Genomic DNA, 22,358 nt, shown 5'->3' with positions numbered 1-22,358 from the left:
GACACTCCTCTCGGTCAGGGCTCACCCTGGTTGGCCGCCAGGATCTCCGCGACCAGCGCGGCCGCGGCGGGTGCGTAGCGTTCGTGCAGCGTCCGGAACAGCTCCTCGCAGCGCGCCGCCGGCCAGTCCGGCGGCAGGTGCCCGGCCGGCAGCCGCGGCGTTTCCCGCAGGAGCTGCCGCCACGTGCTGATCAGCAGCAGGTCCTTGCCCAGCTCGTCGGTGGCGGCCGCGGCCGGGTCGGGGACATCCCAGTCCCGCAGGAACCGCCGGTACCGCCCGGCCAGCTCGCCGAGCTCCCAGACCCGCGCGATCATGCCCTGCACGTCGGCGAACTTCGGCCGCGCGGTGAACGCGTCGATCTGCTGGTCGACGCCGATCTCGCGCAGCGCTTCGTACATCTCGGTGAGGTCGTGGTCGCCGGGCGCGATCCACACGCCGTCGCGCAGCAGGCCGAATCCCTCCCACGCGAGCCTGCGCCGCAGCAGGTGCCGTTCGCGGCGCTGGGCCTCGGGCAGGCTGAAGCTCAGGATCGTCCAGGTGTCCTCCGCCGCGGGCAGGCCACCGGACTCGCCGAACGTGCGCCGTTCCTGGTTCCGCATCACCCGGAGCCCCAGTTCGGTGATCCGGTAGTACGCGAGCCGTCCCCGGCGCAGCCGTTCCAGCAGGCCGCGCTCGACCATGCGGGCGAGCGTGAGCCGGGCGGCCTGCTCCGACAGCCCGATCCGCGCCAGTACCGACAGATGACCGTTGGTGGCGATGGCCGGATTGTCGTCGAGACAGTAGCGGCCCAGCATGGTCATCAGCACCATCTGCGGTGTCGGTGGGCGGCTTCCCCCCGGCATCAGGCCTCCTGTCGGGCAAGTTGCGGTCGCAGCAACGGCAGCACCTGTTCGGTGAGCACCGCCGCCGGGGTGGTGTCGAGCAGTGCCGACGCCAGGCCCCGGGCCGCTTCGTCGCCGAGCGCGGGACCCGCGAGCGTGACCGCCTTGCGCAGCAGTTCGCCGGTACTCAGCTCGTGCCCGGGATCCCCGCGGGCGTGGTGACGTTCGAGCCGGACCGTACCGGAGTGCGTGGCGATCTCCAGCCGCGCACCCCAGCTCACCGGGTACGCGCGCGACAACTCCTCGTCGGCGACGACCTCGACCCGCCTGGCGAGGCCGGTGATCCGCGGGTCCGTGAGCGAGGCGGCGTCGAACTCCCAGGGCGTGCACCGCCCGCGAAGCGCCGCGACCGCGAGCATGTACTGCGCGCTGGCCAGCGCGTGCAGCGGGGAGCGGAACGGCGGCGGCCGGTCGACGGCGCGGACCAGCGGGCCCGGCAGCGCGCACCGGATCCCCCGCACCTCGTCGTCCATAGCGGACAACGCGTCCAGTGCCGCCTGCATGTGCTTGGCGCCGGCGTGCGCCTTGAGGCTGGTTTCGGGCAGCAGGAACGGTTCCGGCGGGTTCCGCCGCCGGCGCAGCGGCGACCGTGGATCGTCCAGGACGTCCAGCGGTCCGCGCCAGCCCGAGCCGGCGGTGAGGACCGCGGTGACGGCGCGCTCGGCGGCGAGCCCGCTCAGCAGGTACCGTCCGTCGGCGTCCGCGGTCGTGCCCGCGACCGAACCGCCCGCCTGCTGCGCGGCCAGCGCGATGGCCGACGCGATGGCCGGCACCGGCTTGCCGAGCAGGATCGACGCGGCCGCCGCGCCGCCCAGTGGCGCCACCAGAGCGGTCGGCCACCAGCCGAGTTCGATCAGCCGGTCCCCGCCGACGGAGAGCGCCGCGGCGAGCGCCACCTCGTACCCGGCGAGATACGCCCGCAGGACTTCCTCGCCGCTGGCGGACGGGCGCAACTCCAGCGCGGCGAGCATCGCGGGGAGCACGACGCAGCCCGGGCAGAGCACGGCGCCGCGGTGGATCCCCGCGACCTCCCAGGCACCCGCGTAGACACCGCCGGTGAACGCGGTGCGCGCGGGCGGGGCCAGCCCGCGCGCGTCCGCGAGCCGCGCGGCGGGCGCCCGCAAGGTGGTGTACCCGGCGACGACCGCGGCCACGGTGTCGGTCAGATGCGCCCTGGCCGCGGCGAGCACGGCGGCGGGCACGCGCCCGGTGGCGACCGCATGCCCTCGTTCGGCGAGCTCACTGACCAGGGACATCGGCCGTCTTGCGCAGTCGGTCGGTCGCTTCGGCGTCCACTTCGCCCCCGGCGGTCACGACCACGCGGTACTCGTCGCGGGCCGCGCGCGGGGTGACGAACCCGTCCAGCACGTCCTCGGCCACGGCGGCGGGGTCGCGTGTGGACGGATCGCCCCAGCCCCCGCCGCCCGCGGTGCGGAAGGTGATCGCCGAACCGGGCGCGAGCGGCAGCCCGGTGTGTTTCTTGATGTGCACGGGTTCCGCGCCGGGTTGCACGACGACGGTGTCGTTGGTGGCCCCCGGCTGCCCGCCGTGCAGGCCCCACGGCGGGCAGGTGGTGCGCTCGTTGGCGATGTTGGTGAACATGGCCTGCTGGGGGAGTGCCTCGATCTCCAGCCCGAGGCCGCCGCGATGCCGCCCGGCGCCTCCGCTGTCGGCGCGCAGTTCGTGCCGGGTGAACACCAGGGGGTAGCGCGACTCCTGGATTTCGATCGGGATGTTGCGCACGTCGCCCTGGCATACCGACACGCACGCGCTGGGGCCGTCGCCGCCGGGCCGCCCGCCCCACCCGCCGCCGTTGATGTTCAGGCACACGAACCGCGAACCGGTGCGCTCGTCCACCCCGTAGAAGGTGAACCCCGCCATATCACCCTTGTGCCCGGCGGGCACCTGCTCCGGCAGCGCGGGCGCGAGCGCCTTGACGATCGTGTCCACCACCGTCGGCAGCGAGATGCTCCACTGCCCGAGCGCCGCCGGGGGCCGCGCGTTGAGCAGCTTGCCCTCGGGCAGGATCACGTGCAGGTTCCGGAACGAACCCTCGTCGACCGGATGCGACGGCAGGGTCAGCGCCTTGAACGCGACCCGCGCGGCCGCGACGCCACCGGATCTGCCCGAGTTCAGCGGACCCCGCACCTGTTCGGCGATCCCGGAGAAGTCGATGGTCAGCTCCTCGCCGGCCACCTCGACCCGGATGTCCAGCCGGACCGGCCGGTCCAGGTCCTGCCCGTCGTTGTCCATCCACGACGAGGCGAAGTACTCGCCGTCGGCCATCCGGGACACCGCGTCCCGGGACAGCCGCTCGGACTGCTCGCGCATCTGCGCGACACAGGCCAGCACCGTGTCGAGCCCGTAGCGTGCGGCGAGTTCGGCCATCCGCCGCTCGCCGAGCCGGCAGGCCGCGATCGCCGCCCGCAGATCACCCAGCGAGGACTCCGGCATCCGGATGTTGTCCTCCAGGATCCGCATCACGTCGGCGTCCCACCGGCCCGCCTTGAGGACCTTGATCGACCGCAGTTGCAGGCCCTCGGCGTAGATGTCGGTGGTGGCCGTGGAGCCGAACCCGATCCGCGCGCCGCCGATGTCCACCCAGTGCGCCCGCACCGCCGGGAACGCGACCACGCGCCCGTCCACGAAGACGGGGGTGTAGACCACCACGTTGTTCAGATGCTGCCCGGCCACGTACGGGTAGTTCATCACGATCGCGTCGCCCGGTTCGAACCCGTCGAGCCCGTGCCGCTCGATCCCGTCGGCCACCGACACCCCGAGATCGGCCAGGAAGATCGGCAGACCGCCCAGGTTCTGCGCGATCAGCTCGCCGGCGGTGTCCACCAGGCCGACGCAGTAGTCCTGCACCTCGAAGATCATCGGGTTGTACGCGGTGCGGCGCAGCGCGGCCGCCATCTCGTCGCAGTACGCGACGAGGGCGCAGCGCACGACCTCGAGCGTGATCGGGTCCGGGCTCATGACGCGCTCCCTACCGTGATGACCAGCGAGGCGTCTTCGGCGACGGTGAGCACGTCACCGGCGTAGCAGACCACCGACGAGGTGGCCTCCTGCACGACCGCGGGCCCGTCGATGCGGTGCCCCGGCGCGAGATCCTCGCGGTTGTAGACCGGGACCGGCACCGGATCGGGGCCACCGCCGTGCAGCACCACGGCGCGGGTCCCGGTCGGTTCGAGGGGGCCGGCGGTGGCCCGATCCGGTGCCTGCTCGGTGATCCGCGCGAGCGGCATCGAGATCACCGTGCGAACGCCGATCGCCTCGACGGCCTCATCCGGTGCCTGATGGCCGTAGAGCCGTTCGTGCAGCGCGTCGAAGCCGGCCCGCACCGCCGCGTAGGTCGCCGTCGACAGCCCTTCGTCAGGTACCGGGACGGAGATCGTGAACTCCTGCCCGCGGTAACGCAGCTCCAGAAAGTGGTGCAGCGTGGGAGGTTCGTCCGGCTCGCCGGCGTCGGCGCGCAGCCGGGCCGTCGCTTCGGCGGCGAGTGCCTTGACGGTCACCGCGTAGTCGTCCACTGTGGATGGTTCGAACGCGGCGAGCCTGGTGCGGGTCAGATCGTGCCGCACCGGCGAGGACAACATGCCCTTCGCGGAGAACTGGCCGGGCAGCACCGGGACGACGACGGTGCCGATGTTGAGCTCGCGCGCGATCGACACGGCGTGCAGCGGCCCGGCGCCGCCGGTCGCCACGAGCGCGAACTCGCGCGGGTCCTCGCCCTTCTCCACCGACACGGCCCGCACCGCCAGGGACATCTGGGCGTCGGCGATGGTGACGATGCCGCGCGCGGCGGCGAGCACGTCCAGTCCCAGCGGTCCGGCGACGTGGGTGCGGATCGCGGCCTCGGCCGCCGCGGCGTCGAGTGCCATCTGCCCGCCCAGGAACCGGGCGGCGCCGAGCCTGCCGAGCACCAGGTTGGCGTCGGTCACCGTGGGGCGGTCGCCGCCGAGGCCGTAGCAGGCCGGGCCGGGTGCGGCACCGGCGCTGCGCGGGCCGACCTTGAGCGCCCCGGCCGCGTCGACCCACGCGATACTGCCCCCGCCGGAACCCACCTCGACGATGTTCACCACGGGCAGCGACATCGGATGCCCGGTCGCGTACCCGCCGATGAAGTAGCCCGGGCTGACGTCGACCTCGCCGTCCTTGACCAGGCTCGTCTTCGCGGTCGTCCCGCCCATGTCGAACGGGATGAGCCGGGACAGCCCCAGCCGCCCGGCCAGCGCCGCGGCCCCGATGACCCCGGCGACCGGCCCGGACTCCATCATCCGGACGGGGGCGCGCCGGGCGGATTCGACCGACATGATGCCGCCGTTGGACTGCATGATCAGCAGCCGGCCGCGGAACCCGCGGGCGGCGAGCCGGCCGGCGAGCGAGTCGAGGTAACGCGAGACCACCGGTCCGACGTAGGCGTTGAGGACGGTGGTCGAGGTGCGCTCGTACTCGCGGTACTCGCGCATGATCTGGTGCGACAGCGTCACGTACGCCTCGGGCCACAGCTGTTCGAGCAGCAGGCCGAGCCGCAGTTCGTGCTCCGGATTGGCATAGGAGTGCAGCAGGCACACGGCGACCGATTCGACACCGGTCGCGCGCAGGTCTTCGATCAGTGCCTTCGCGCCGTCGACGTCCAGCGGTGTCCGCAGGGAGCCGTCGGCCAGCACCCGTTCCCGGACCTCGCGCCGCAGCCGCCGCCGCACGAGCGGGTCAGGTTTGCCGAAGAACAGGTTGTACGGTTCCGAGCGGTTGCCCCGCCCGATCTCGTAGACGTCGCGGAACCCCTCGGTCGTGATGAGCGCCGTGCGCGCGCCCACCCGCTGCAGGACCGTGTTGATCGCGATCGTCGACCCGTGCAGGAACAGTTCGGTGCCCGGCAGGTCCGCGCCCAGTTCTTCGAGCCCGTTGAGCACCCCTTCGGCGTGGTCGTGTGGCGTGGTCAGGGTTTTCGCCGTGCTGAACACACCGCGGGCGTCCACGGCCGTCAGATCCGTGAAGGTCCCGCCGATATCGGCGGCGATCTGCGTCATCTCGGTCCTTTCCCGCTCAGTCGAGGTCCGCGCGCCACGAGTCCGCGACCGCCTCCAGCCGGCGGGCGAGCACGTTGAGCACGACACCGGCGACGATCACCACGACCACCGAGGCGAGCACGTCGGTGGTGCCGAGGTGGCCGGCGAAGTAGCTGATGTTGTAACCGATCCCGCCGTCGCCGGCGAAGAACTCGCCGACCACGACCCCGACCAGCGCGCGGCCGGCGCCCAGCCGCAGCCCGGCCATGATCGTCGGCACCGAGGCCGGCAGGACCACCTTGCGCAGCAACGCGGTTTCCCCGGCACCGAACGATGTGGCGGTGCGGACCAGTCCCGGGTCGACATTGCGCACCCCCTGCGCGGAGTTCACCACGATCGGCACCACGGACATCAGGAACGTGATCGCCACGACGGCGGGGCTGCCGAGGCCGAGAACGAGCACCAGCAAGGGGAACATCGCGACGACGGGTGCGGAGTAGAGCAGCCACACGTACGGTTCGATCGCGTACTCGACGTACCGGTACCGGCCCATCAGCAGCCCGGCGACCACCCCCGCGACGGCCGCGAGCCCGAAGCCCAGCACGAGTTCGACCGCGCTGGTGCCGAGGCTGCGCAGGAGCAGGCCCGAGCTCGCCTGGTCCTCGAGCGCGTACCAGATCAGCTCCGGCGAGGAGGTGAGGAACGGGTTGACCAGCCCGGTCGCGGCCGCGAGCTGCCACAGCACCGCGATCGCGACGATGAACCCGCCGCCGAGCGCGACCGGCCAGATCCGGCTTTCCCGCGTCATCTCACGCCCCCTGCCACGACGAGAGCCGGCGCTGGGCGATCCGCAGGCCCGTACTGACGAGATAGCCGAAGGCGGCCACCAGCAGCGTCAGGAACAGCAGCGGGGCGATCGCGAAGCTCTGCCCGTAGGTGGAGATCTGCAGCCCGATGCCCTGGGTGCCGCCGTAGAGTTCGGCGACGATCACCGCGATCACCCCGCGCCCGGCGCCCAGGCGCAGCCCGGCCACGATCGTCGGCAGCGCGCTCGGGAACAGCACCTTGCGGAACACCGCGAAATCCGTCGCGCACAACGATCGTGACGCCCGCACCAGTTTCGCGTCGGTCTCCCGGATCCCCGCCATGGCGTTCACCACGATCGTGATCACGGCCTCGATGAACACCATCGCGATCTTCGCCGCCGGGCCGATCCCCAGTGCGAGCACGATCAGCGGGAGCAACGCCAGCGAAGGCGTGACGTACAGCGCCACGAGCGCGGGCTCCAGCGTCTGCCGCAACCGCGTCCGCCAGCCCATCAGCATGCCGAGCGGCACCCCGGTGAGGACGGCGAGCGCGAACCCGGCGGCGAACTCCAGCAGCGTGATCCGCGCGTTGTCCCACAGCTCGCCGGACGCGGCCAGGTCCACACCGGACACCAGGATCGACCACGGGGTGCTCGTGTAGCGGACGTCGATGACACCGAGCGCACCGGAGAGCTGCCAGGCCGCGAGCACGATCAACACGCTCGCCACGGCGACCTGCACTCGCGCCTTCACAGCGCCGCCGGGGCCTGCGTGGCGGCGCCGAACAGCAGGCCGGCCAGATGGGTCCGGTACCGGCCGAACGCTTCGCTCGCCCGGACCGCGGCGTCACGCGGCCGGGGCAGGTCGATCGTCATGGTCTCGACGATGCGGCTCGGACTGCCGCCCATGACGAGTACCCGGTCGGCGAGGAAGATCGCCTCGTCGATGCCGTGCGTCACGAACAGCACGGTCTTGCGGTCGAAGTCCCAGATCCGCAGCAGCTCACCCGCCATCAGCTCCCGGGTCTGCGCGTCGAGCGCGCCGAACGGTTCGTCCATGAGCAGGACGGCGGGATCCATGGCCAGCGCGCGGGCGATCCCGACCCGCTGCCGCATCCCGCCGGAGAGCTGGTGCGGATGGCTGTCCTCGCGGCCGGAAAGCCCGACCAGCTCGACGAACCGGCGCGCGGTCGCGAGGCGTGCCGCCTTGCCGGTGCCGGTGAGCTCGAGTCCGAACGCGACATTGTCGACCACCGTCCGCCACGGCAGCAGCGACGCTTCCTGGAACACCATCGCGCGGTCCGGCCCCGGTTTCGTGACCCGCTCGCCGTGGAGGCGGATGGCGCCGCCGGAGGCCGGGATGAGCCCGTCGGCGGCCAGCAGCACGCTGGACTTCCCGCAGCCGCTCGGGCCGAGGACGGTGACGAACTCACCGGCGTCGACGTCGGCGGTGAACCCGTCGACCGCGACGAACGGGCCCGCCTTGCCGGGGTAGGAGATCCGCAGGTCCTCGAACGAGATATGCGCCATGAGCACCCTTTCCTCAGCTGACGGCCGGCAGGAACCGGCTGTCGAGCCACGTCGAGTCGGGGATCCGCGACTTGAAGACCTTGCCCGTCAAACCCATCTCCCAGAAGGCGTCCATGGCCTTCGCGGAGGGCAGCCGGCCGTCCGGGTAGAGCTGGTCGAGCCAGTCGTTCATGCTCGCCCGCGCGTCCTCCACCGAGATCTTGATCGCCTTGGCCATCGCCTGCGCGGCCACGTCCGGCTGCTGCTTGGTGGCGGTCATCGCGGCGGACAGGGCGTCCACGAACCGTTTCGCGCGGTCCGGGTTCGCGTCCACAAAGGACGACTTGCCCCAGGCGACGTGCATCGGGTAGCTGTCCACGAGGTCCCGCAGGTCGAGGATCTTGCGATAGCCCGCGCGCTCGGCGTACCTCGTCTGCGGCTGGGTGAAGATGTTCGCCTGCAGCTGCCCCGCCTGCATCGCGGCGAGCCGGGCGGCGGACGCGCCGCCCTGGACGACCTTGATGTCGGTGTCGGGGTTGAGGCCCGCCCGTGCCACCGCGTACCGCGTGAGCAGATCGGTCGAGGAGCCGAGCGTGGTCACGCCCCAGCGTTTGCCCTTGCCTTCGGCCACGTTGTGGATACTCGGGAGCGCGTACCAGGCGAACGCGGTCATGTCGAAGCCGCCGTAGAAGACCTTGGCATCCTGGCCGGCTTCCTCGGCCGTGAGTGGTCCGGCCAGCGACCCGATCGCCACATCGACATCGCCGGAGAGCACCGCCTTGGCCAGCTCCGCGTCGCCCTTGAACGTGACGACCTTGACGGTGAGCCCGTGGGCGGCCCACATGTTCTGCTCGTCGGCCAGGTACACCGAGGCCAGCGTGGTCGCGGGGACTGGCAGCCCGAGCGTGATGGTGTCACTGGTGTTGCCGCCGCCGGCCCGGCCCGTGCACGACGTGGCGAGCAGCGCGGCCAGCACGGCGAGGACCAGGGCGGACAATCGCGCGAAACATCGGAAACGCATGGCAGACCTCACTGTCCACAATGGATTCACAAGGCGTTCGGCGGCCCTTGCTCGGCGCGCCTCGCGGTGCCCACCATGTTGCACTCGAACGTGACGAGCGTCAAGAGTCTGATAAATATGGCCGCGGGCGGCCGGTCCGGCTACCTGATCGCGAGCGTGAACCCGGTAGACACCCGCTTCGAGCTCGGCCCGCTATGCGGTGAAACCGCCGTCGACGGGCAGGACGACCCCGTTGAGGTGGCTCGCGCGATCGCTCAGCAGCCACGCGGCGGCGTTGCCGACTTCGGCCGGCGTCCCGGCCTTGCGCAACGGGACGGCGTTGATCCGGCGCTCGACGGCCGCCGGATCGTCCTGCTGCCATTTCCGCAGCATCGGCGACCAGGTGGGCCCCGGCGCGAGCACGTTGACGCGGATGCCCAGCGGCCCGAAATCGTGCGCCGCCGTCCGGGTCAGGCCGATGATCGCATGCTTCGAGGCCTGATAGGCGCCGAGCCCGCTGCTGCCGCGTACCCCGCCCACACTGCTCGTGTTGACGATCGACCCGCCGGACTCGCCCATCGCGCGCACCTGCTCGCGCAGGCACAGCCACGTGCCCTTGACGTTGACCGCCATGAGCCGGTCGAACTCGTCCTCCGGCACCTCGTCGAGGCGGCCGTGCTGGTTGACGCCCGCGTTGTTGAACGCTCCGTCCAGGCGGCCGAACCGGTCGAGGGTGGCGTCGACGAACCGTGCGACATCGGCTCCGGCACTCACGTCACCGGCCGTGCAGGCGACGTCGTACCCCTCGCCGCTGAGCTTGTCGGTCAGCGCGGCGAGCTTGTCCCGCGAGCGCGCCGCGAGCATGACGGAGGCGCCCTCCTCGGCGAAGACCCGCGCGGATTCGGCCCCGATACCGGTGCTCGCACCGACCACGAGCACGGCCTTACCGGCGAGCAGCCCGGTTCCGTTGTCGGACAAGGGATTCCCTTTCGGCTAGAGGGTGACGTGCTCGGCGCCCTTGAGCGCCGGCATGCGCCGGACATCGGCGGGCTTCGTGAGCTGCTTGCCGAGATCGGCGAGGATCATCTGGTGGCGCCCGGCACCGTTGTCGGCGATCGCGACCATATGCGTGAGGTTGGCGTGATCGGCCCCGATCCGGCCGAGCACCCCGAAGACCCCCTGGATGAGGAACGGCGGCTTCGCGAGCCCGAGGTCGGCGGCGATCATGACGGTTGCTCCTCGTATCCTGACCGGACGTGCGTATTGCGAACGTCCAGTTCAAGATACGGACCGACTGCCACGGTGTCCACCAGTCGAGCACGAGAAGCAGCGACCTATGTTCGCAATACGAAGCCGAGAGATTGTATCGCGAACACTTGAGCTCTCCCGGCTCCGGTCGGCGTGCTGAGCCAGTGACCGTCGCTCAGGTCCGGTCGCGCCCCTCGAGCCGGGACAGCATCGCGTTGTAGGCGCGCAAAGCCTCTTCGTCGTCGTCGATGTCGACGCCGCTGTCGAGACCGCCGCCGACCGCGGACCGGCGCGCGGCCTCGAGCCAGGGGCCGAGATCGTTGCCGCCGCCGGGGGAGTTGACCCAGCGGGTGATCACGACGATCGCGAGCGCGGCCATCAGCACGTCGCCGCCGACCCACATGATCGCGCCACCCTGGTGGAGGTCGTCGAGCAGGCCGGGGCCCCAGTCGCGCACGGTCGCGCCGTAGGCCGGGAACGGGTTGTGCGAGGTCAGCAGCAGCGTGAGGCCGACGATGGTGTCGACCATCATCCCGGCCAGCAGGATCGTGAGCCGCAACAGATGTGACGGCGGCCGCCGGACACCGTCCTCGCCGAGCACGGGCACCAGCAGCAGGTAGCCCGACACGAGGTACAGCACTTCCTCGAGCCCGTGCAGCCAGTGCTGGGTGACCGCGCTCTGCTGGAACGGCGTGAGGTGGGTGCCGACCACGACGGCGGTGTACAGGACGAACGCCGCGGCGGGATGCGTCGCCACGCGCAGCGCACGGCCGTCGGCGCCGAGCAGGCGCAACGGCTGCGCGAGTACGAAGAAGGCGGGAGCCACCATGATCAGCAGGAGGTGCTGGATCATGTGCATCGAGAACAGCACACCGGCGTAGGCGTTGACGCCGCCGCCCATCGCGAGCGCGGTCACCACGATCCCGGCGAGGAACCACGCGGTCCGCGCGCGCGGCCACGGCGACCGGCGGTGGGCCAGCCACAGGTAGCCGAGCGTCGCCACGGCGAGCACGACCGCGGCCGGGATGGGCATCGCCCAGGAGGTGACCGGGGTATGCCAGGTGAAGGGAGCCATCGCGTTCAGTATCGCACCGGGCAACTATTGTCTGTCGCGGGACGAGAAAACGATGGTGAGCACGACATGACGGCTATCGAGGCCACGACCGGCGAACCGCGCTCCGTGGAGCTCGCGGTCGGCGGGATGACCTGCGGGGCCTGCGCGGCACGCGTCGAACGCAAGCTCAACCGCCTCGACGGGGTGACGGCGAGCGTGAACTTCGCCACCGAGAAGGCCCTCATCCAGACCAACCTCCCGGTCGAGCGGCTGGTCGCGGTGGTCGAGCAGACCGGGTACACCGCCGAGGAGGTGCGCCGCGCCGCGCCCGCCGAGACCGCGGACGACCCGGTGCGGCCGCTGTGGCGGCGCCTCGTGGTCGCGCTGCTGGCCGGCGCCCCGCTGGCGGACCTGTCGATCACGCTGGCGCTCGTGCCGTCCCTGCGCTTCGCCGGCTGGCAGTGGGTGCTGCTGGCGCTGACCCTGCCGGTGGTGACGTGGTGCGCGTGGCCCTTTCACCGCAAGGCGATCGCCGACGCCCGCCACGGCGGCAGCAGTATGGACACGCTGGTCTCGCTGGGCATCATCGCCGCCAGCTGCTGGTCGCTCTACACCGTCTTCGGGCAGTCGGCGCACGAAGAGGCCGACAGCGTGTGGGGGCTCCTGCTGCGGCCGGGCGGATCGATCTATCTCGACGTGGCCGCCGGGGTGACGATCTTCGTGCTGGCCGGGCGCCTGTTCGAGGCGAAGGCCAAGCGCAGCGCGGGAAACGCCCTGCGCGCGCTGGCCGAACTCGGTGCCCGTGACGTGGCGGTGCTGGGTGAGGACGGCAGCGAGCGGCGCGTGCCGGTCGACGAGCTTCGCGCCGGCGACCGGTTTGTCGTGCGCCCGGGCGAGACGGTCGCGACGGACGGGGTCGTCGAGGACGGCCGGTGCTCGATCGACGCCAGCGCGATGACCGGCGAGTCGATCCCGGTCGAGGTCGCGCGAGGCGGTGAGGTCGCGGGCGGCACGGTCGCGCTGGGCGGCCGGATCGTCGTGCGCGCCTCGAGGGTCGGCGCCGAGACCCAGCTGGCGCGGCTGGTGGAGCTGGTGCAACGCGCCCAGCACGAGAAGGCCGCGGTGCAGCGGCTGGCCGACCGGATCGCGGGGGTGTTCGTCCCGGTGGTCGTGGGCCTTGCCGTGCTCACGCTCGTGGTATGGCTGCTCGCGGGCGGCACGGAGACCGAGTCGGTCAGTGCCGCGCTCGCGGTGCTGATCATCGCCTGCCCGTGCGCACTCGGCCTGGCCACGCCGACCGCCCTCATGGTGGCCTCGGGCCGCGGCGCCCAGCTCGGCGTGTTCATCAAGGGGCAGCAGGCATTGGAGTCCGCGCGCGCCATCGACACCGTGGTGTTCGACAAGACGGGGACGCTGACCAGCGGCAGGGTGTCCGTCGTCGATCTGCACGCGGTGGACGGCGTGCCGCGCGAGACCCTGCTGCGGTTGGCGGGTGCGGTGGAGGACGCCTCCGAGCACGTCATCGGCGCCGCGATCACGAAACTGGCCCGGCGCGAACTCGGTGAGCTTCCCCCGGTCGAGGACTTCGCCGGGCTGCCCGGTCTGGGCGCGCGCGGTGTGGTGGGCGGCCACGAAGTCGTCGTCGGATCCCCCCGGCTGATCGAGGCGCGCCTGCCCGGCCCGCTCGCGGAATCGGTGTCGCGCTGGGAAACCCTCGGCCGCACCGCGGTCGTCGTGGCGCGCGACGGCGAGGTGGCCGGCGGGTTCGCCCTCGCCGACACCGCGCGGGCGAGCGCGAAGGGTGCCGTGGCGGAGTTGCACCGGCTCGGCCTGCGCACGGTGATGCTGACCGGCGACAACCGGGCCACCGCCAAGGCCGTCGCGGCGGAACTGGGCATCGGCGAGGTCGCCGCCGAGGTCCTGCCCGCCGGTAAGGCCGAGGCGATCGAGAAGCTGCAGGCGGAGGGCCGGGTGGTGGCGATGGTCGGGGACGGCGTGAACGACGCGCCCGCCCTGGCCCGCGCCGATCTCGGGCTGGCCATGGTCACCGGCACGGACGTCGCGCTCGGCGCCGCCGACCTCGTCCTGGTGCGGACCGAGCTTTCGGTGGTGCCGTGCGCGATCCGGCTCGCCCGCGCGACCCTGCGCACGATCAGGGGCAACCTCGTGTGGGCGTTCGGCTACAACGTGGCGGCCCTGCCGCTCGCCGCGCTCGGCGTGCTCAATCCGCTGATCGCCGGCGCGGCGATGGCCCTGTCCTCGCTGTTCGTGGTGTCGAACAGCCTGCGGTTGCGGCGGTTCCGTCCCGAGTGATCAGGCCGCGATGTCGAGCCAGCCGGGCTGCTGCCAGTTCACGAGCTTGCCGTTCACCAGCACCGTCGGGGTGCCGAAATTGCCGCTCTGCCACAGCGACTGGTCGTTTTCCGCGGTCTGCAGGTTCTGCTGGATCTTGGCGGCATAGGTGCTGCCGTTCACCAGCGACGTGAACTTGTCGCCGGTGACCCCGAGCCGCTGCGCGAGGTTCGACAGCTGGTCCTGGGTCCAGCCCGTGCCGTTCTCCTCGGGCTGCTTCCAGAACAGGCTCTTGTGGAAGGCCAGGAACTCCTTCGGGTCGGCGGTCGCGACCGCGAGCGCGGTGTTCGCCGCGATCGTCGAGTAGCCGGGCGGGTTCGAGCGGTCGGCGAGCAGGTTGAGCATGTGGTAGCGGATCTTGATCGCGCCGCCGGACAGCCGCTGCTCCAGATCGCCGAAGTTCGCGCGCTCGAAGTCGCCGCAGATCGGGCACAGGAAGTCCTCGTAGGCGTCCACGGTGACCTTCGCCGTGTCCTTGCCGACCAGCACCGTCCCGGTGCCCGGATCGAACACGGCCGGGATCGAGGGATCCGCGATCTGCTGGACGGGGATGACGGACTCCGCGGCCTGCGCGGCGCGGTGCTTCTGGTACCAGACGCCGCCGCCCACGGCCAGCGCGAGCACCACGACCACGACGATGCCGACCGCCATCGGGGTGTTGCCGCGGCGCGTGCCCCGCGCCGCGGCGACGGCGCGGCTGGCCTGCTTGCGGGTGCGGTTGTTCGTCATGCCTCTCCTAGGGATCGTGTTCGCCTGGTGAACAGGCCGTCGAGGGACAGCGGGGTGCGGGGGCGCCAGGTGAGCCACGCCGCGAGCACGAGGAAGCCGATATCGCGCAGGATCTCGGTGCCGTAGTGGGTCTGCCCGGCGGCCACCTGCCCGCCGCCGCCGAAACAGCCGCAGTCGATCGTGAGACCGCGGGCCCACGACTGCGCGACCCCGGCGATGTAGGCCAGCAACAGCAGCCCGGACAGGACCGCGACCAGCCGGACGCCGAGGCCGAGCACGAGCAGCAGGCCCAGCGCCAGTTCGAGGAACGGGATCACGGCGGCGAGGACGCTCGACACGCTGCCGCCGAACAGCTGATAGGCGCGTACCGCGCCGTAGAACTGGTCGGGATCGGCGACCTTGATGGCGCCGGAGATCAGCCACACCGCCGCCAGCCCGAGCCGCGCCAGCGCACCGGCGCCGTCGAGCGCTATTCGTCGGTTCACTCTTGTCCTCTCCCGGTCCGGGCGGTGAGCGTCAGCCCGGTCAGTTCGGGTTCGTCGTCGGCATCGACGCGCGCCCATCGCCCGATCAGCGCCCCGAGCACGACCAGCAGCGTCAGTTCGCCGACGACCAGCGCGAGCAGCCCGGCGAGCCGCTGGTCGGCATGTAGGTCCGGCACCCACGGCAGGGCGAGGGCAGAGTACATCTGCGCCGACGCGACCCCGTTGCCGATCAGCCGCGACGTGCCGAGCACGACCGCGCCGAACAGGATGTCGGCGGGCATCGCGGCGAGCAGCAGGCCCAGCCGCGCCGCGTTCGGCAGCGGCCGGGGCGCCGCGTCGACCCCGATCACCGGCCACAGGAACAGGTAGCCCACGCCGAGGAACCAGGCGTCGATCGCCAGATGCGCCCAGTGGAAGCGGGCCGCGGCGTCGAACAGGCCGGTGAAGTAGAGCGCGAACGGCGAACCGGCGAACAGCACGAGCACGACGAAGGGATGCGTCAGGGCGCGCACCAGCGTCGAGTCGCGGACGAGATCGAGCCAGTCGCGGAGGCCGGGCAGGCCGGTTCCGACCGGGCGCGCCGTGCGCACCAGCGTCAGCGGCCCGCCCAGCACCAGCAGCGCGGGCGCGAGCATGGACAGCAGCATGTGTGCCGCCATATGCATGCTGAACATCGCGGCCGCGTAGCGCCCGAGCCCGGACGAGGTGGCCACCAGCACCACCGCGCATCCGGCGAGCCAGGCCGCGGTCCGGCCCGCCGGCCACGGCTGCCCGTAGCCGCGGACCCGCCGGACCCCGGCGAGGTAGGCCAGCGCGAGCAGAATCGCCAGCGGCGCGAACAGCGGGTCGATGCGCCATTCGGTGAGCAGCCTCAGCACGGTCGGCGGCCCGGCGAGGTCGTAGCCCAGCATCGCCTGCGTCGTCGTGGCCGCCCGCCCGAGTACGGCGGGAACGGACAGGTGGGTCAGGTCGGCCGACAGCGCGAAGAGCCCGAGTAGCGTGAGCAGTTCGGCGCGCCAGAATCGGGCCCGCCGCCGCAGCCGGAGTCCCGCCGCGCCCAGCGCGATCGCGAACACGGTCTTGACCGCCAGCACCAGCCCGTAGCCCGAGAGCCATTGGCCAGGCGGCGCGAGGACGAGGCCGAGGACCAGCCCCGACCCGATCAGCACCAGCCAGCATCCGGTCGCCAGGCGCGCGTACCGGGCGAGGTGTTCGGGCGTGCGGCCGCGCCGGAGCACCGCGAACAGGCCGCCGAACCAGATCGCGGCGGCGGGCACGTGCACCACGAGCGCCGCCAGCGCCAGGTCGTGCCCCATGTCGCCGGACCCGTGACCGGTCACCAGCGGGGGCAGCACCGCGAACACCGCCGTGCCCAGCAGCAGCAACGCGGGATGCCAGCGCAGGACCAGCCGGGAGCCCACGGCCACGACGGCGGCGGCGACCGCCGTCACCAGCCACGCCCTGGGTTCCTCGCTCGCCCCGATCAAACCCACGAGCGCGGCCGGGTCGAGGACGGTGCCCAGCGGCAGCCCGGCCGTGGCGGCGGCGGACCAAGGCACCAGCAGCACGGCGATGACGGCCCACGCGGTGGCCGCCCGGCCCGCTATCCGGAGCTCGGCGTACCCCGGCCCGGACAGCAACCCGGTCTGCTGCGGCCGGGTGAACATCCCGGTGAACACCAGCGCGCCCACGGTGAGGGCCGCGGCCACGTCGGCGAGCAGGCGCAGGACGGGCGCGCCGATCGAGACCAGCGCACCCGGATCGGCATTGCCGACGGCGTGATAGGGGCCGGCACCGGCCAACGCGGACAGCACGGCGAGCGCGGCGCAGGCGAGGACGAGCCCGGTGGCCGCCGCGGCGCGTGGACTCATGCCGCTACCCGGCCGGATGGCGCCACCGTCCGGCTCTCACGCATCGTCCACGACATGCTTGCAGTATGCGACGTTGGCTTGAGCTCGCCGTAAGGGGTGTGCGGTAGAACAGAGGTATGCCCACGCGTCGCAGCGCCGCACCCACGGCAACCGATGACGTCGACGCCGTCACTGACGCCGTGCTCACCGCTTCCCGCCTGCTCGTGGCGGTGTCCGCGCGCTCGATCGCGGCCGTCGACGAGTCCATCACGATCCCGCAGTTCCGGCTGCTCGTCGTCCTGAGCAGCCGCGGACCGGTGAAGCTCACCGTGCTGGCCGACTCGCTCGCGGTGAACCCCTCGACCGCGACCAGGATGGTCGACCGGCTCGTCGCCGCCGACCTCGTCAGCCGCGAGGCGAATCCGGCGTCCCGCCGCGAGCTCGTCGTGTCGCTGACCGCGACGGGGGCCGCAGTCGTGCGTGAAGTCACCCAACGGCGCCGGCGCGAGATCTCCCGCATCGTCAGCCGGATGCCGGTCGCCGTGCGCCGCGACCTGGTCGGAGCGCTGGCCGCCTTCGCGGAGGCGGGCGACGAACCGGGCATCGCCGAACATGGCGACGGGCTCCTGTGGCTGTAGGCGGTCAGGGTTGTCCCGGCTCGACCAGCCCGGTTTCGTAGGCGTGGACGACCAGTTGCGCCCGGTCCCGCGCGCCGAGCTTCCGCATCGCGCGGCTCACGTGGGTCTTCGCCGTGGTCGGGCTGATCACCATGTGCTCGGCGATACCGTCGTTGGACAACCCGCGCGCGACCAGGGTGACGACCTCGCGTTCCCGTGGTGTCAGATCGTCGGGTGCCTGCGGCATCCGCGGCGGGCGCGCGACGAAGGCGCTGATGAGCTTTCGCGTGATCGAGGGGGACAGCAACGCTTCGCCGCGCGCCGCGACACGCACCGCGGCGATGAGGTCGGCGGGTTCGATGTCCTTCACCAGGAATCCGCTCGCCCCGGCGCGTAACGCGTCGAACACGTACTCGTCGAGCCCGTAGTTCGTCAGGATCACCACGTGCACACCGGCCAGCCCGGGGTCCGCGGCGATCCGCCTGGTGGCTTCGATCCCGTCCACGGCAGGCATCTGGATGTCGATCAGGGCCACGTCCGGTCGGTGCCGGGCGGCCAGTGCGGCCCCGGCCGCGCCGTCCGCGGCCTCACCGACGATCTCGATGTCGTCCTCGGCATCGAGCAGCGCGCGGAACCCGCCGCGGATGAGCGCCTGGTCGTCGACGAGCAGCACCCGGATCACCGCGCGCCCTCCAGCGGCAGTTCCGCGGTCACGCTGAAGCCGCCGCCGGGACGCGGGGCCGCGTTGAGGCACCCGCCGAGCGCCGTCACGCGTTCCCGCATCCCGGCCAGCCCCATGCCCGGCACGATCCCGTCGCCGGCCGCCGCCGTGCCGTCGTCCTCCACACGGATCGCGACCATGCCGGGCGTGTAGCCGATCGTGACCCGGGCCGCGGTCGCGTTGGCGTGCTTGGCGACGTTGGTGAGCGCCTCCTGCACGATCCGGTACGCGGCGCGGTCCACGGCCGGCGGTACCGAGCCGCGCTGCCCCTCGACCGTCATCGTCGCCGGCGGGCCCGCGGTGGCGGCCCGCTCGATGAGCGCAGGCAGGCGATCGAGCCCGTAACCGCCGTCCTCGCCGGGGCCACGCAGCACTTCCAGCGTCGCGCGCAGTTCCCGCATCGCCTCCTGGCTCGCGTCTTCCACGGCCACCAGAGCTTCGGGCACCTCCTCGCCGCGTTTGCGGGCGAGGTGCACGGCGACGCCGGCCTGGACCTTGATCACCGAAATGGTATGGGTGAGCGAATCGTGGAGTTCCCGGGCGATCCGCAGCCGCTCTTCGTCGGCGCGGCGCAGCGCGACCGCCTCACGTGTGCGTTCGGCGTCGCGCGCCCGCTCCTGTGCTTCCGCGACGAACGCGCGGCGGTGGCGGCTGACCTCGCCGAGCACGAAGGAGGCGACGAACCACCCGACGGGCAGGATGGCGGCCTGGATCGCCTGCCCGGCGGGGTCGCCGGGCGTTTTCGCGAGGTTGGACGCCACCGCGATGACGATCAGCGGCACCGTCACCGACGCGGCCAGGATCCGGTGCCCCGCGGCGGTGACCGTGTAGATCGCGATGAGCACGGGCACCGTGGCGATCGGGCCCGGCCCGACGCGCGCGGTGTAGGCGAGAATGAGCACCAGGCTGATCACCAGCACCGTCCGCGGCGCGCGCCGCCGGACGGCGATGACCAGCGTGCCCGCGAGCAGCAGGGCGTAGTCGAGGGCGGCGAGCCGGTGGGCGCTCAGCGCCGCGTCCGTCACGGCGAGGGCGGCCACGGCGGCGGCGAGCGCGACATCGCGCGCGAGCGCCCATCCCCGGTCCGCGGTCATGGGCGAACGATAGCCCGATCGCGGCACCACCGCGTTCTCCCACGGACGTACTACCAGGGGAGTAGCGCGCGCCCGGCGCTGCTTCCCGAGTATCGCGCGGATTGCCTTCCCCCATCCGACGCGAAGACGGCCCGCGGCGGGTGAGGATCGGGGCCACAGGCGGAATCCACGAGGGGAGTCAAACCCATGATGTTCGTCGAGGTGTGCTACCCACCGGGCGCGTTGAGCGCCGGCCAGCGCCGGATACTGGGCGAGCGGCTGGTCACCGACGTGATGCAGGCCGGCGACAGTGACGCGCCCGAAGCCGTCATCGTCGCCGGGCGGTCACTGTGCCACGTGCTGTTTCACGAGACGGACGACTGGTACGTCGCCGGGCGCTCCCGGGAACCCGGTGCCGCACCGCCTTACCTGGTCCGCGTCACCGTGCCGGAAAGCTGGCGCGAGGAGATGGCTCCACACCTGGTGAAGGCGTTCACCCAGGTGTTCGCCGACATCGACGCGCAGCCGTCCCGGTTGTACGACGAACCGGTGTGCTGGATTCACGTGCTCGGCCTGCGCGAAGGGGGAGCCGGGGCGATGGGCCGGCCGCTGAGCTCCGCGGACCTGCTCCGGATGATCACGAAACCGCACCGCGACGCCCCACGATCGGCGGAGGGGCTCCCGCCAGGCACCGGGCTCGACCCGGTCTGCGGGATGACCGTCCCGTTCAAGCACGCCGCCGCGACCGTCGAGCACGAGGGCACGCGCTATGCCTTCTGCAGCAAGGGATGTCACGAGGTGTTCGCCGAAGACCACGCGCTCGCCTGAACGTGCCCGGGGCCGTCACCTCCTGGTCGCCAGGGCCTGGGGACCAACGACGCCGACGTGACCGGGTCACCAGGACAGGTGGTCAGCGCGCCCCATTCGGGGAGATTCCGGATCTTTCCTCGCTGACTGGTGCTCCACTGCTTCTATGGACAGGTCAATCGCTCGCCGCGTCGTGATCGCCTTGCTGGCCGTGTGCTGTGCGCTGCTCGTGGCGGCCCCGGCCGCTGCCGCCGCGCCCAAGACCAAGGTCACCCTGCACGCGAACGCCGCCCAGCAGCAGGTCAAGGTCGGGCAGAAGCTCAAGGTCCGCGGCACGCTGGACGTGGCCGCCCGATCCGGCGGCGGCGCCGAACCGGTCGTCGTGCAGAGCCTCCAGGCCGGGGCGTGGGTGGACCTGACGACCGGCCGGTGCCGGCCGGACGGCGGGTTCACCCTGGATCTCAGCTTCGCGGTGTCCGCGCAGTTCACCTTGCGCGTCTACCACCCGGAAACCACCCTGTACGCCTCCGCCGCGTCGAACGTGTTCGCGGTCCTCGTGCTGTGAGGCAGGGGGCCCGGGTGCCGCCGGGAACCTCGCGCGTGCACGCTCCGTCCTAACGCCGAGCGTGCACGAGTTCGGCGAAACGGCTGCCGGACAGGATGGTTGTTGCCATACTTGTCGGGCGCCCGGGCAGCGCTGAACGGGGAGGTGGACTGGGTGGATCCGCGCCGGCTGCAGGACAAGGAAGACGTCAGGAACTATCTCCACAAAGTGGGCAAAGAGCCCAAAACGCCGCACCACGTGCAGCGCGCCGAGAGCGTCGACGCCCCCAGCGGGGCAGGCTCGGCGCGACTGGTCGGCGACGGTGGCCGGATCGAACTGGACCCCGCGGAGATCGCCGCGGCCGATGCGCAGCTGGGCAAGCGTTACGACGAGCTGTCCGAGCTGCTGACCCAGGCCAAGGAGCTGGGGGCACCGCTGCGGGACGGTGGCGGTCCGGTGGCGGCGCATCTGCGCAAGGCGTTCGGCGTGCGCGGTTCGGACCAGACGGGAGTGCAGGCGACGCTGCGCGAGTACCTCGACGAGCTGGCGTCGTTGCGTGACGCGATCAGGCGCGCCGGGGCCGGTCACGAGCAGCAGGAGGAGCAGGCCCGCGACGCCATGGCGGCGATCCACAAGGACACCGAATCCGGGGGAACGGGCCGATGAGCGAGAAGAACCTGCCCTACAACACCCACCGCAAGCACCGGTACTACACGCAGGATCATCCGCTGTCGGCCGGGCAGCGCAGGCGGATCCGCCGGCTCCGGCAGATCCAGAAGGTCAACCAGCGCGAGTCGACCTTCGGCAAGATCAACTGGCAGGCCTACGACCACCAGCAGCTGTGGGACATGGTCCAGTCCTCGGATCCCTCCGCGATGGGGACGGCGGCGCACCGCTGGGCGAAGCTCGCGGTCGACGTGGACTCCGCGACGGCGGACGTGCACAAGACGGTCCAGAAGCTGCTGCTGTCGTGGCGCGGCGGTTCGGCGGTGAGCGCCGCCGACTCGGCGTCGAAGCTCACCGCGTGGGGGGCCGGTGCCAGCGGGACCATGCGCGAGATCGGCGACGGTCTCGACACCTACACCAGCGCGCTGATCGAGGCGCGCAACCGCATGCCGGAACCGGTGTACTACTCGGACGTGCGCCATTTCCGCGAGGGCTACGACGTGCAGGCGAGCAGCGGCCCGAGCGGCGCGATCCTGGCCGACCAGCTGCTTGACGACCACCTGCCGAGCAAGCGCGAGGCGACCCGCGCCAAGGCCGAGGCCGTGCGGGTGATGGATCAGTACGAGGCCACGAGCAAGGGCGTGCACGAGAAGCTGCCGACCTTCGGCGAGGCGCCCGCGGTGACGACCGGCCAGGGCGGCGGCGATCCGGCACCGGGGTCGCCGACCGGTGACCCGGGCACCGACGGCACCGTCGCGGCTTCGGCCGCCGGTGGTGCCCCGCCGGGCTTGGGCGGCGCCGGTTCAGTCCCGGGAGGAGGGTCACTCTCCGGCGGCGGCCTCACCCCCGGCGACGGCAGGGCCCTGACCGGTGGTGGCATGTCCGCCAGCGAGGCCGGCGCGGCTGGTGCCGGGCGGGCCGCCGCGGCTGCCGCGGGCGCGGCGGCAACGCGTGGCGCGGGCGGCGCCGGCGGGGTCTTCCCAGGCGCGCTGGGCGGTGCGG

Annotated in this window: 22 protein-coding genes; 6 read left to right on the top strand and 16 right to left on the bottom strand. The window is 72.0% G+C overall.

Going from position 1 to position 22,358, the window contains the following annotated elements; all coding sequences use genetic code 11:
* Positions 1 to 14: 14 nt before the first annotated feature.
* From FG385_RS31330 to FG385_RS31280, 11 genes are all read right to left on the bottom strand, one after another.
* Positions 15 to 842 carry a PaaX family transcriptional regulator C-terminal domain-containing protein gene (locus tag FG385_RS31330; protein ID WP_139100423.1) on the bottom strand — a complete coding sequence of 276 codons (828 nt, stop codon included), beginning with the start codon at positions 840 to 842 and terminating at the stop codon, positions 15 to 17.
* Positions 842 to 2,137, bottom strand: coding sequence for an MmgE/PrpD family protein (locus tag FG385_RS31325; RefSeq protein ID WP_139100422.1), 1,296 nt, complete (start codon positions 2,135 to 2,137; stop codon positions 842 to 844). Before FG385_RS31325 ends, FG385_RS31330 begins: the two co-directional genes overlap by 1 nt.
* Entirely contained in the window at positions 2,121 to 3,860 is a 1,740-nt protein-coding gene (locus tag FG385_RS31320) for a hydantoinase B/oxoprolinase family protein (protein WP_139100421.1), read from the bottom strand. Before FG385_RS31320 ends, FG385_RS31325 begins: the two co-directional genes overlap by 17 nt.
* Positions 3,857 to 5,917 (bottom strand): hydantoinase/oxoprolinase family protein, encoded by a 2,061-nt coding sequence (locus tag FG385_RS31315; RefSeq protein ID WP_139100420.1) that lies wholly within the window; start codon positions 5,915 to 5,917, stop codon positions 3,857 to 3,859. The genes FG385_RS31320 and FG385_RS31315 overlap by 4 nt, the downstream gene beginning before the upstream one ends.
* A gap of 16 nt (positions 5,918 to 5,933) precedes the next feature.
* Positions 5,934 to 6,704 carry an ABC transporter permease gene (locus FG385_RS31310; protein ID WP_139100419.1) on the bottom strand — a complete coding sequence of 257 codons (771 nt, stop codon included), beginning with the start codon at positions 6,702 to 6,704 and terminating at the stop codon, positions 5,934 to 5,936.
* A gap of 1 nt (position 6,705) precedes the next feature.
* Positions 6,706 to 7,431, bottom strand: a complete 726-nt coding sequence (locus tag FG385_RS31305) for an ABC transporter permease (RefSeq protein ID WP_139100418.1) — start codon at positions 7,429 to 7,431, stop codon at positions 6,706 to 6,708.
* 20 nt (positions 7,432 to 7,451) lie between these two features.
* Positions 7,452 to 8,231 carry an ABC transporter ATP-binding protein gene (locus FG385_RS31300; protein ID WP_139100417.1) on the bottom strand — a complete coding sequence of 260 codons (780 nt, stop codon included), beginning with the start codon at positions 8,229 to 8,231 and terminating at the stop codon, positions 7,452 to 7,454.
* Positions 8,232 to 8,244: 13 nt separating this feature from the next.
* The gene (locus FG385_RS31295; RefSeq protein ID WP_139100416.1) at positions 8,245 to 9,231 is read right to left on the bottom strand and encodes an ABC transporter substrate-binding protein; all 987 of its coding nucleotides are present in this window, start codon (positions 9,229 to 9,231) and stop codon (positions 8,245 to 8,247) included.
* A 192-nt stretch (positions 9,232 to 9,423) separates the two neighbouring features.
* On the bottom strand, positions 9,424 to 10,188 hold the full coding sequence (locus tag FG385_RS31290; protein ID WP_139100415.1) for an SDR family NAD(P)-dependent oxidoreductase: 765 nt from the start codon (positions 10,186 to 10,188) through the stop codon (positions 9,424 to 9,426).
* 15 nt (positions 10,189 to 10,203) lie between these two features.
* On the bottom strand, positions 10,204 to 10,437 hold the full coding sequence (locus tag FG385_RS31285; RefSeq protein ID WP_200834750.1) for a hypothetical protein: 234 nt from the start codon (positions 10,435 to 10,437) through the stop codon (positions 10,204 to 10,206).
* Positions 10,438 to 10,633: 196 nt separating this feature from the next.
* Positions 10,634 to 11,533, bottom strand: coding sequence for a cytochrome c oxidase assembly protein (locus tag FG385_RS31280; protein WP_139100414.1), 900 nt, complete (start codon positions 11,531 to 11,533; stop codon positions 10,634 to 10,636).
* 66 nt (positions 11,534 to 11,599) lie between these two features.
* Between FG385_RS31280 and FG385_RS31275 the strand changes: the two genes are divergently transcribed.
* Positions 11,600 to 13,825 (top strand): heavy metal translocating P-type ATPase, encoded by a 2,226-nt coding sequence (locus FG385_RS31275; protein WP_139100413.1) that lies wholly within the window; start codon positions 11,600 to 11,602, stop codon positions 13,823 to 13,825.
* On the opposite strand, the gene FG385_RS31270 is transcribed toward FG385_RS31275, so the two are convergent.
* The 3 genes from FG385_RS31270 to FG385_RS31260 are packed head-to-tail and all read right to left on the bottom strand — an operon-like array spanning position 13,826 to position 16,949.
* The gene (locus tag FG385_RS31270) at positions 13,826 to 14,593 is read right to left on the bottom strand and encodes a DsbA family protein (protein ID WP_139100412.1); all 768 of its coding nucleotides are present in this window, start codon (positions 14,591 to 14,593) and stop codon (positions 13,826 to 13,828) included.
* Positions 14,590 to 15,078 carry a MauE/DoxX family redox-associated membrane protein gene (locus tag FG385_RS31265; RefSeq protein ID WP_235022908.1) on the bottom strand — a complete coding sequence of 163 codons (489 nt, stop codon included), beginning with the start codon at positions 15,076 to 15,078 and terminating at the stop codon, positions 14,590 to 14,592. Before FG385_RS31265 ends, FG385_RS31270 begins: the two co-directional genes overlap by 4 nt.
* Positions 15,075 to 16,949 carry a cytochrome c oxidase assembly protein gene (locus tag FG385_RS31260; RefSeq protein WP_139100410.1) on the bottom strand — a complete coding sequence of 625 codons (1,875 nt, stop codon included), beginning with the start codon at positions 16,947 to 16,949 and terminating at the stop codon, positions 15,075 to 15,077. Before FG385_RS31260 ends, FG385_RS31265 begins: the two co-directional genes overlap by 4 nt.
* 116 nt (positions 16,950 to 17,065) lie before the next feature.
* On the opposite strand from FG385_RS31260, the gene FG385_RS31255 reads away from it, so the two are divergent.
* Entirely contained in the window at positions 17,066 to 17,566 is a 501-nt protein-coding gene (locus FG385_RS31255) for a MarR family winged helix-turn-helix transcriptional regulator (protein WP_139100409.1), read from the top strand.
* A gap of 4 nt (positions 17,567 to 17,570) precedes the next feature.
* Here the strand turns inward: FG385_RS31255 and FG385_RS31250 are convergent, their stop codons facing one another.
* Both FG385_RS31250 and FG385_RS31245 read right to left on the bottom strand, forming a co-directional pair.
* Entirely contained in the window at positions 17,571 to 18,227 is a 657-nt protein-coding gene (locus tag FG385_RS31250) for a response regulator (protein WP_139100408.1), read from the bottom strand.
* The gene (locus FG385_RS31245; protein ID WP_139100407.1) at positions 18,224 to 19,360 is read right to left on the bottom strand and encodes a sensor histidine kinase; all 1,137 of its coding nucleotides are present in this window, start codon (positions 19,358 to 19,360) and stop codon (positions 18,224 to 18,226) included. The genes FG385_RS31250 and FG385_RS31245 overlap by 4 nt, the downstream gene beginning before the upstream one ends.
* A 186-nt stretch (positions 19,361 to 19,546) precedes the next feature.
* Between FG385_RS31245 and FG385_RS31240 the strand changes: the two genes are divergently transcribed.
* The 4 genes from FG385_RS31240 to FG385_RS31225 all read left to right on the top strand — a co-directional run.
* The gene (locus FG385_RS31240) at positions 19,547 to 20,167 is read left to right on the top strand and encodes a YHS domain-containing protein (protein WP_139100406.1); all 621 of its coding nucleotides are present in this window, start codon (positions 19,547 to 19,549) and stop codon (positions 20,165 to 20,167) included.
* Between the two features lie 145 nt (positions 20,168 to 20,312).
* Positions 20,313 to 20,711, top strand: a complete 399-nt coding sequence (locus FG385_RS31235) for a hypothetical protein (protein WP_139100405.1) — start codon at positions 20,313 to 20,315, stop codon at positions 20,709 to 20,711.
* A 102-nt stretch (positions 20,712 to 20,813) separates the two neighbouring features.
* Positions 20,814 to 21,356: a hypothetical protein gene (locus tag FG385_RS31230; RefSeq protein WP_235022907.1), complete on the top strand. Its 543-nt coding sequence runs from the start codon at positions 20,814 to 20,816 to the stop codon at positions 21,354 to 21,356.
* Positions 21,353 to 22,358, top strand: a 1,006-nt coding sequence (locus FG385_RS31225) for a PPE domain-containing protein (RefSeq protein ID WP_139100403.1), incomplete at its 3' end; no start/stop codon positions are given. The genes FG385_RS31230 and FG385_RS31225, both read left to right, overlap by 4 nt.

Origin of the sequence: Amycolatopsis alkalitolerans (genome assembly GCF_006152065.1) — a bacterium.
Lineage (GTDB): Bacteria > Actinomycetota > Actinomycetes > Mycobacteriales > Pseudonocardiaceae > Amycolatopsis_E > Amycolatopsis_E alkalitolerans.
The sequence above is the reverse complement of the archived record's forward strand: the minus strand, read 5'-3'. Positions and strand labels throughout refer to the sequence as shown.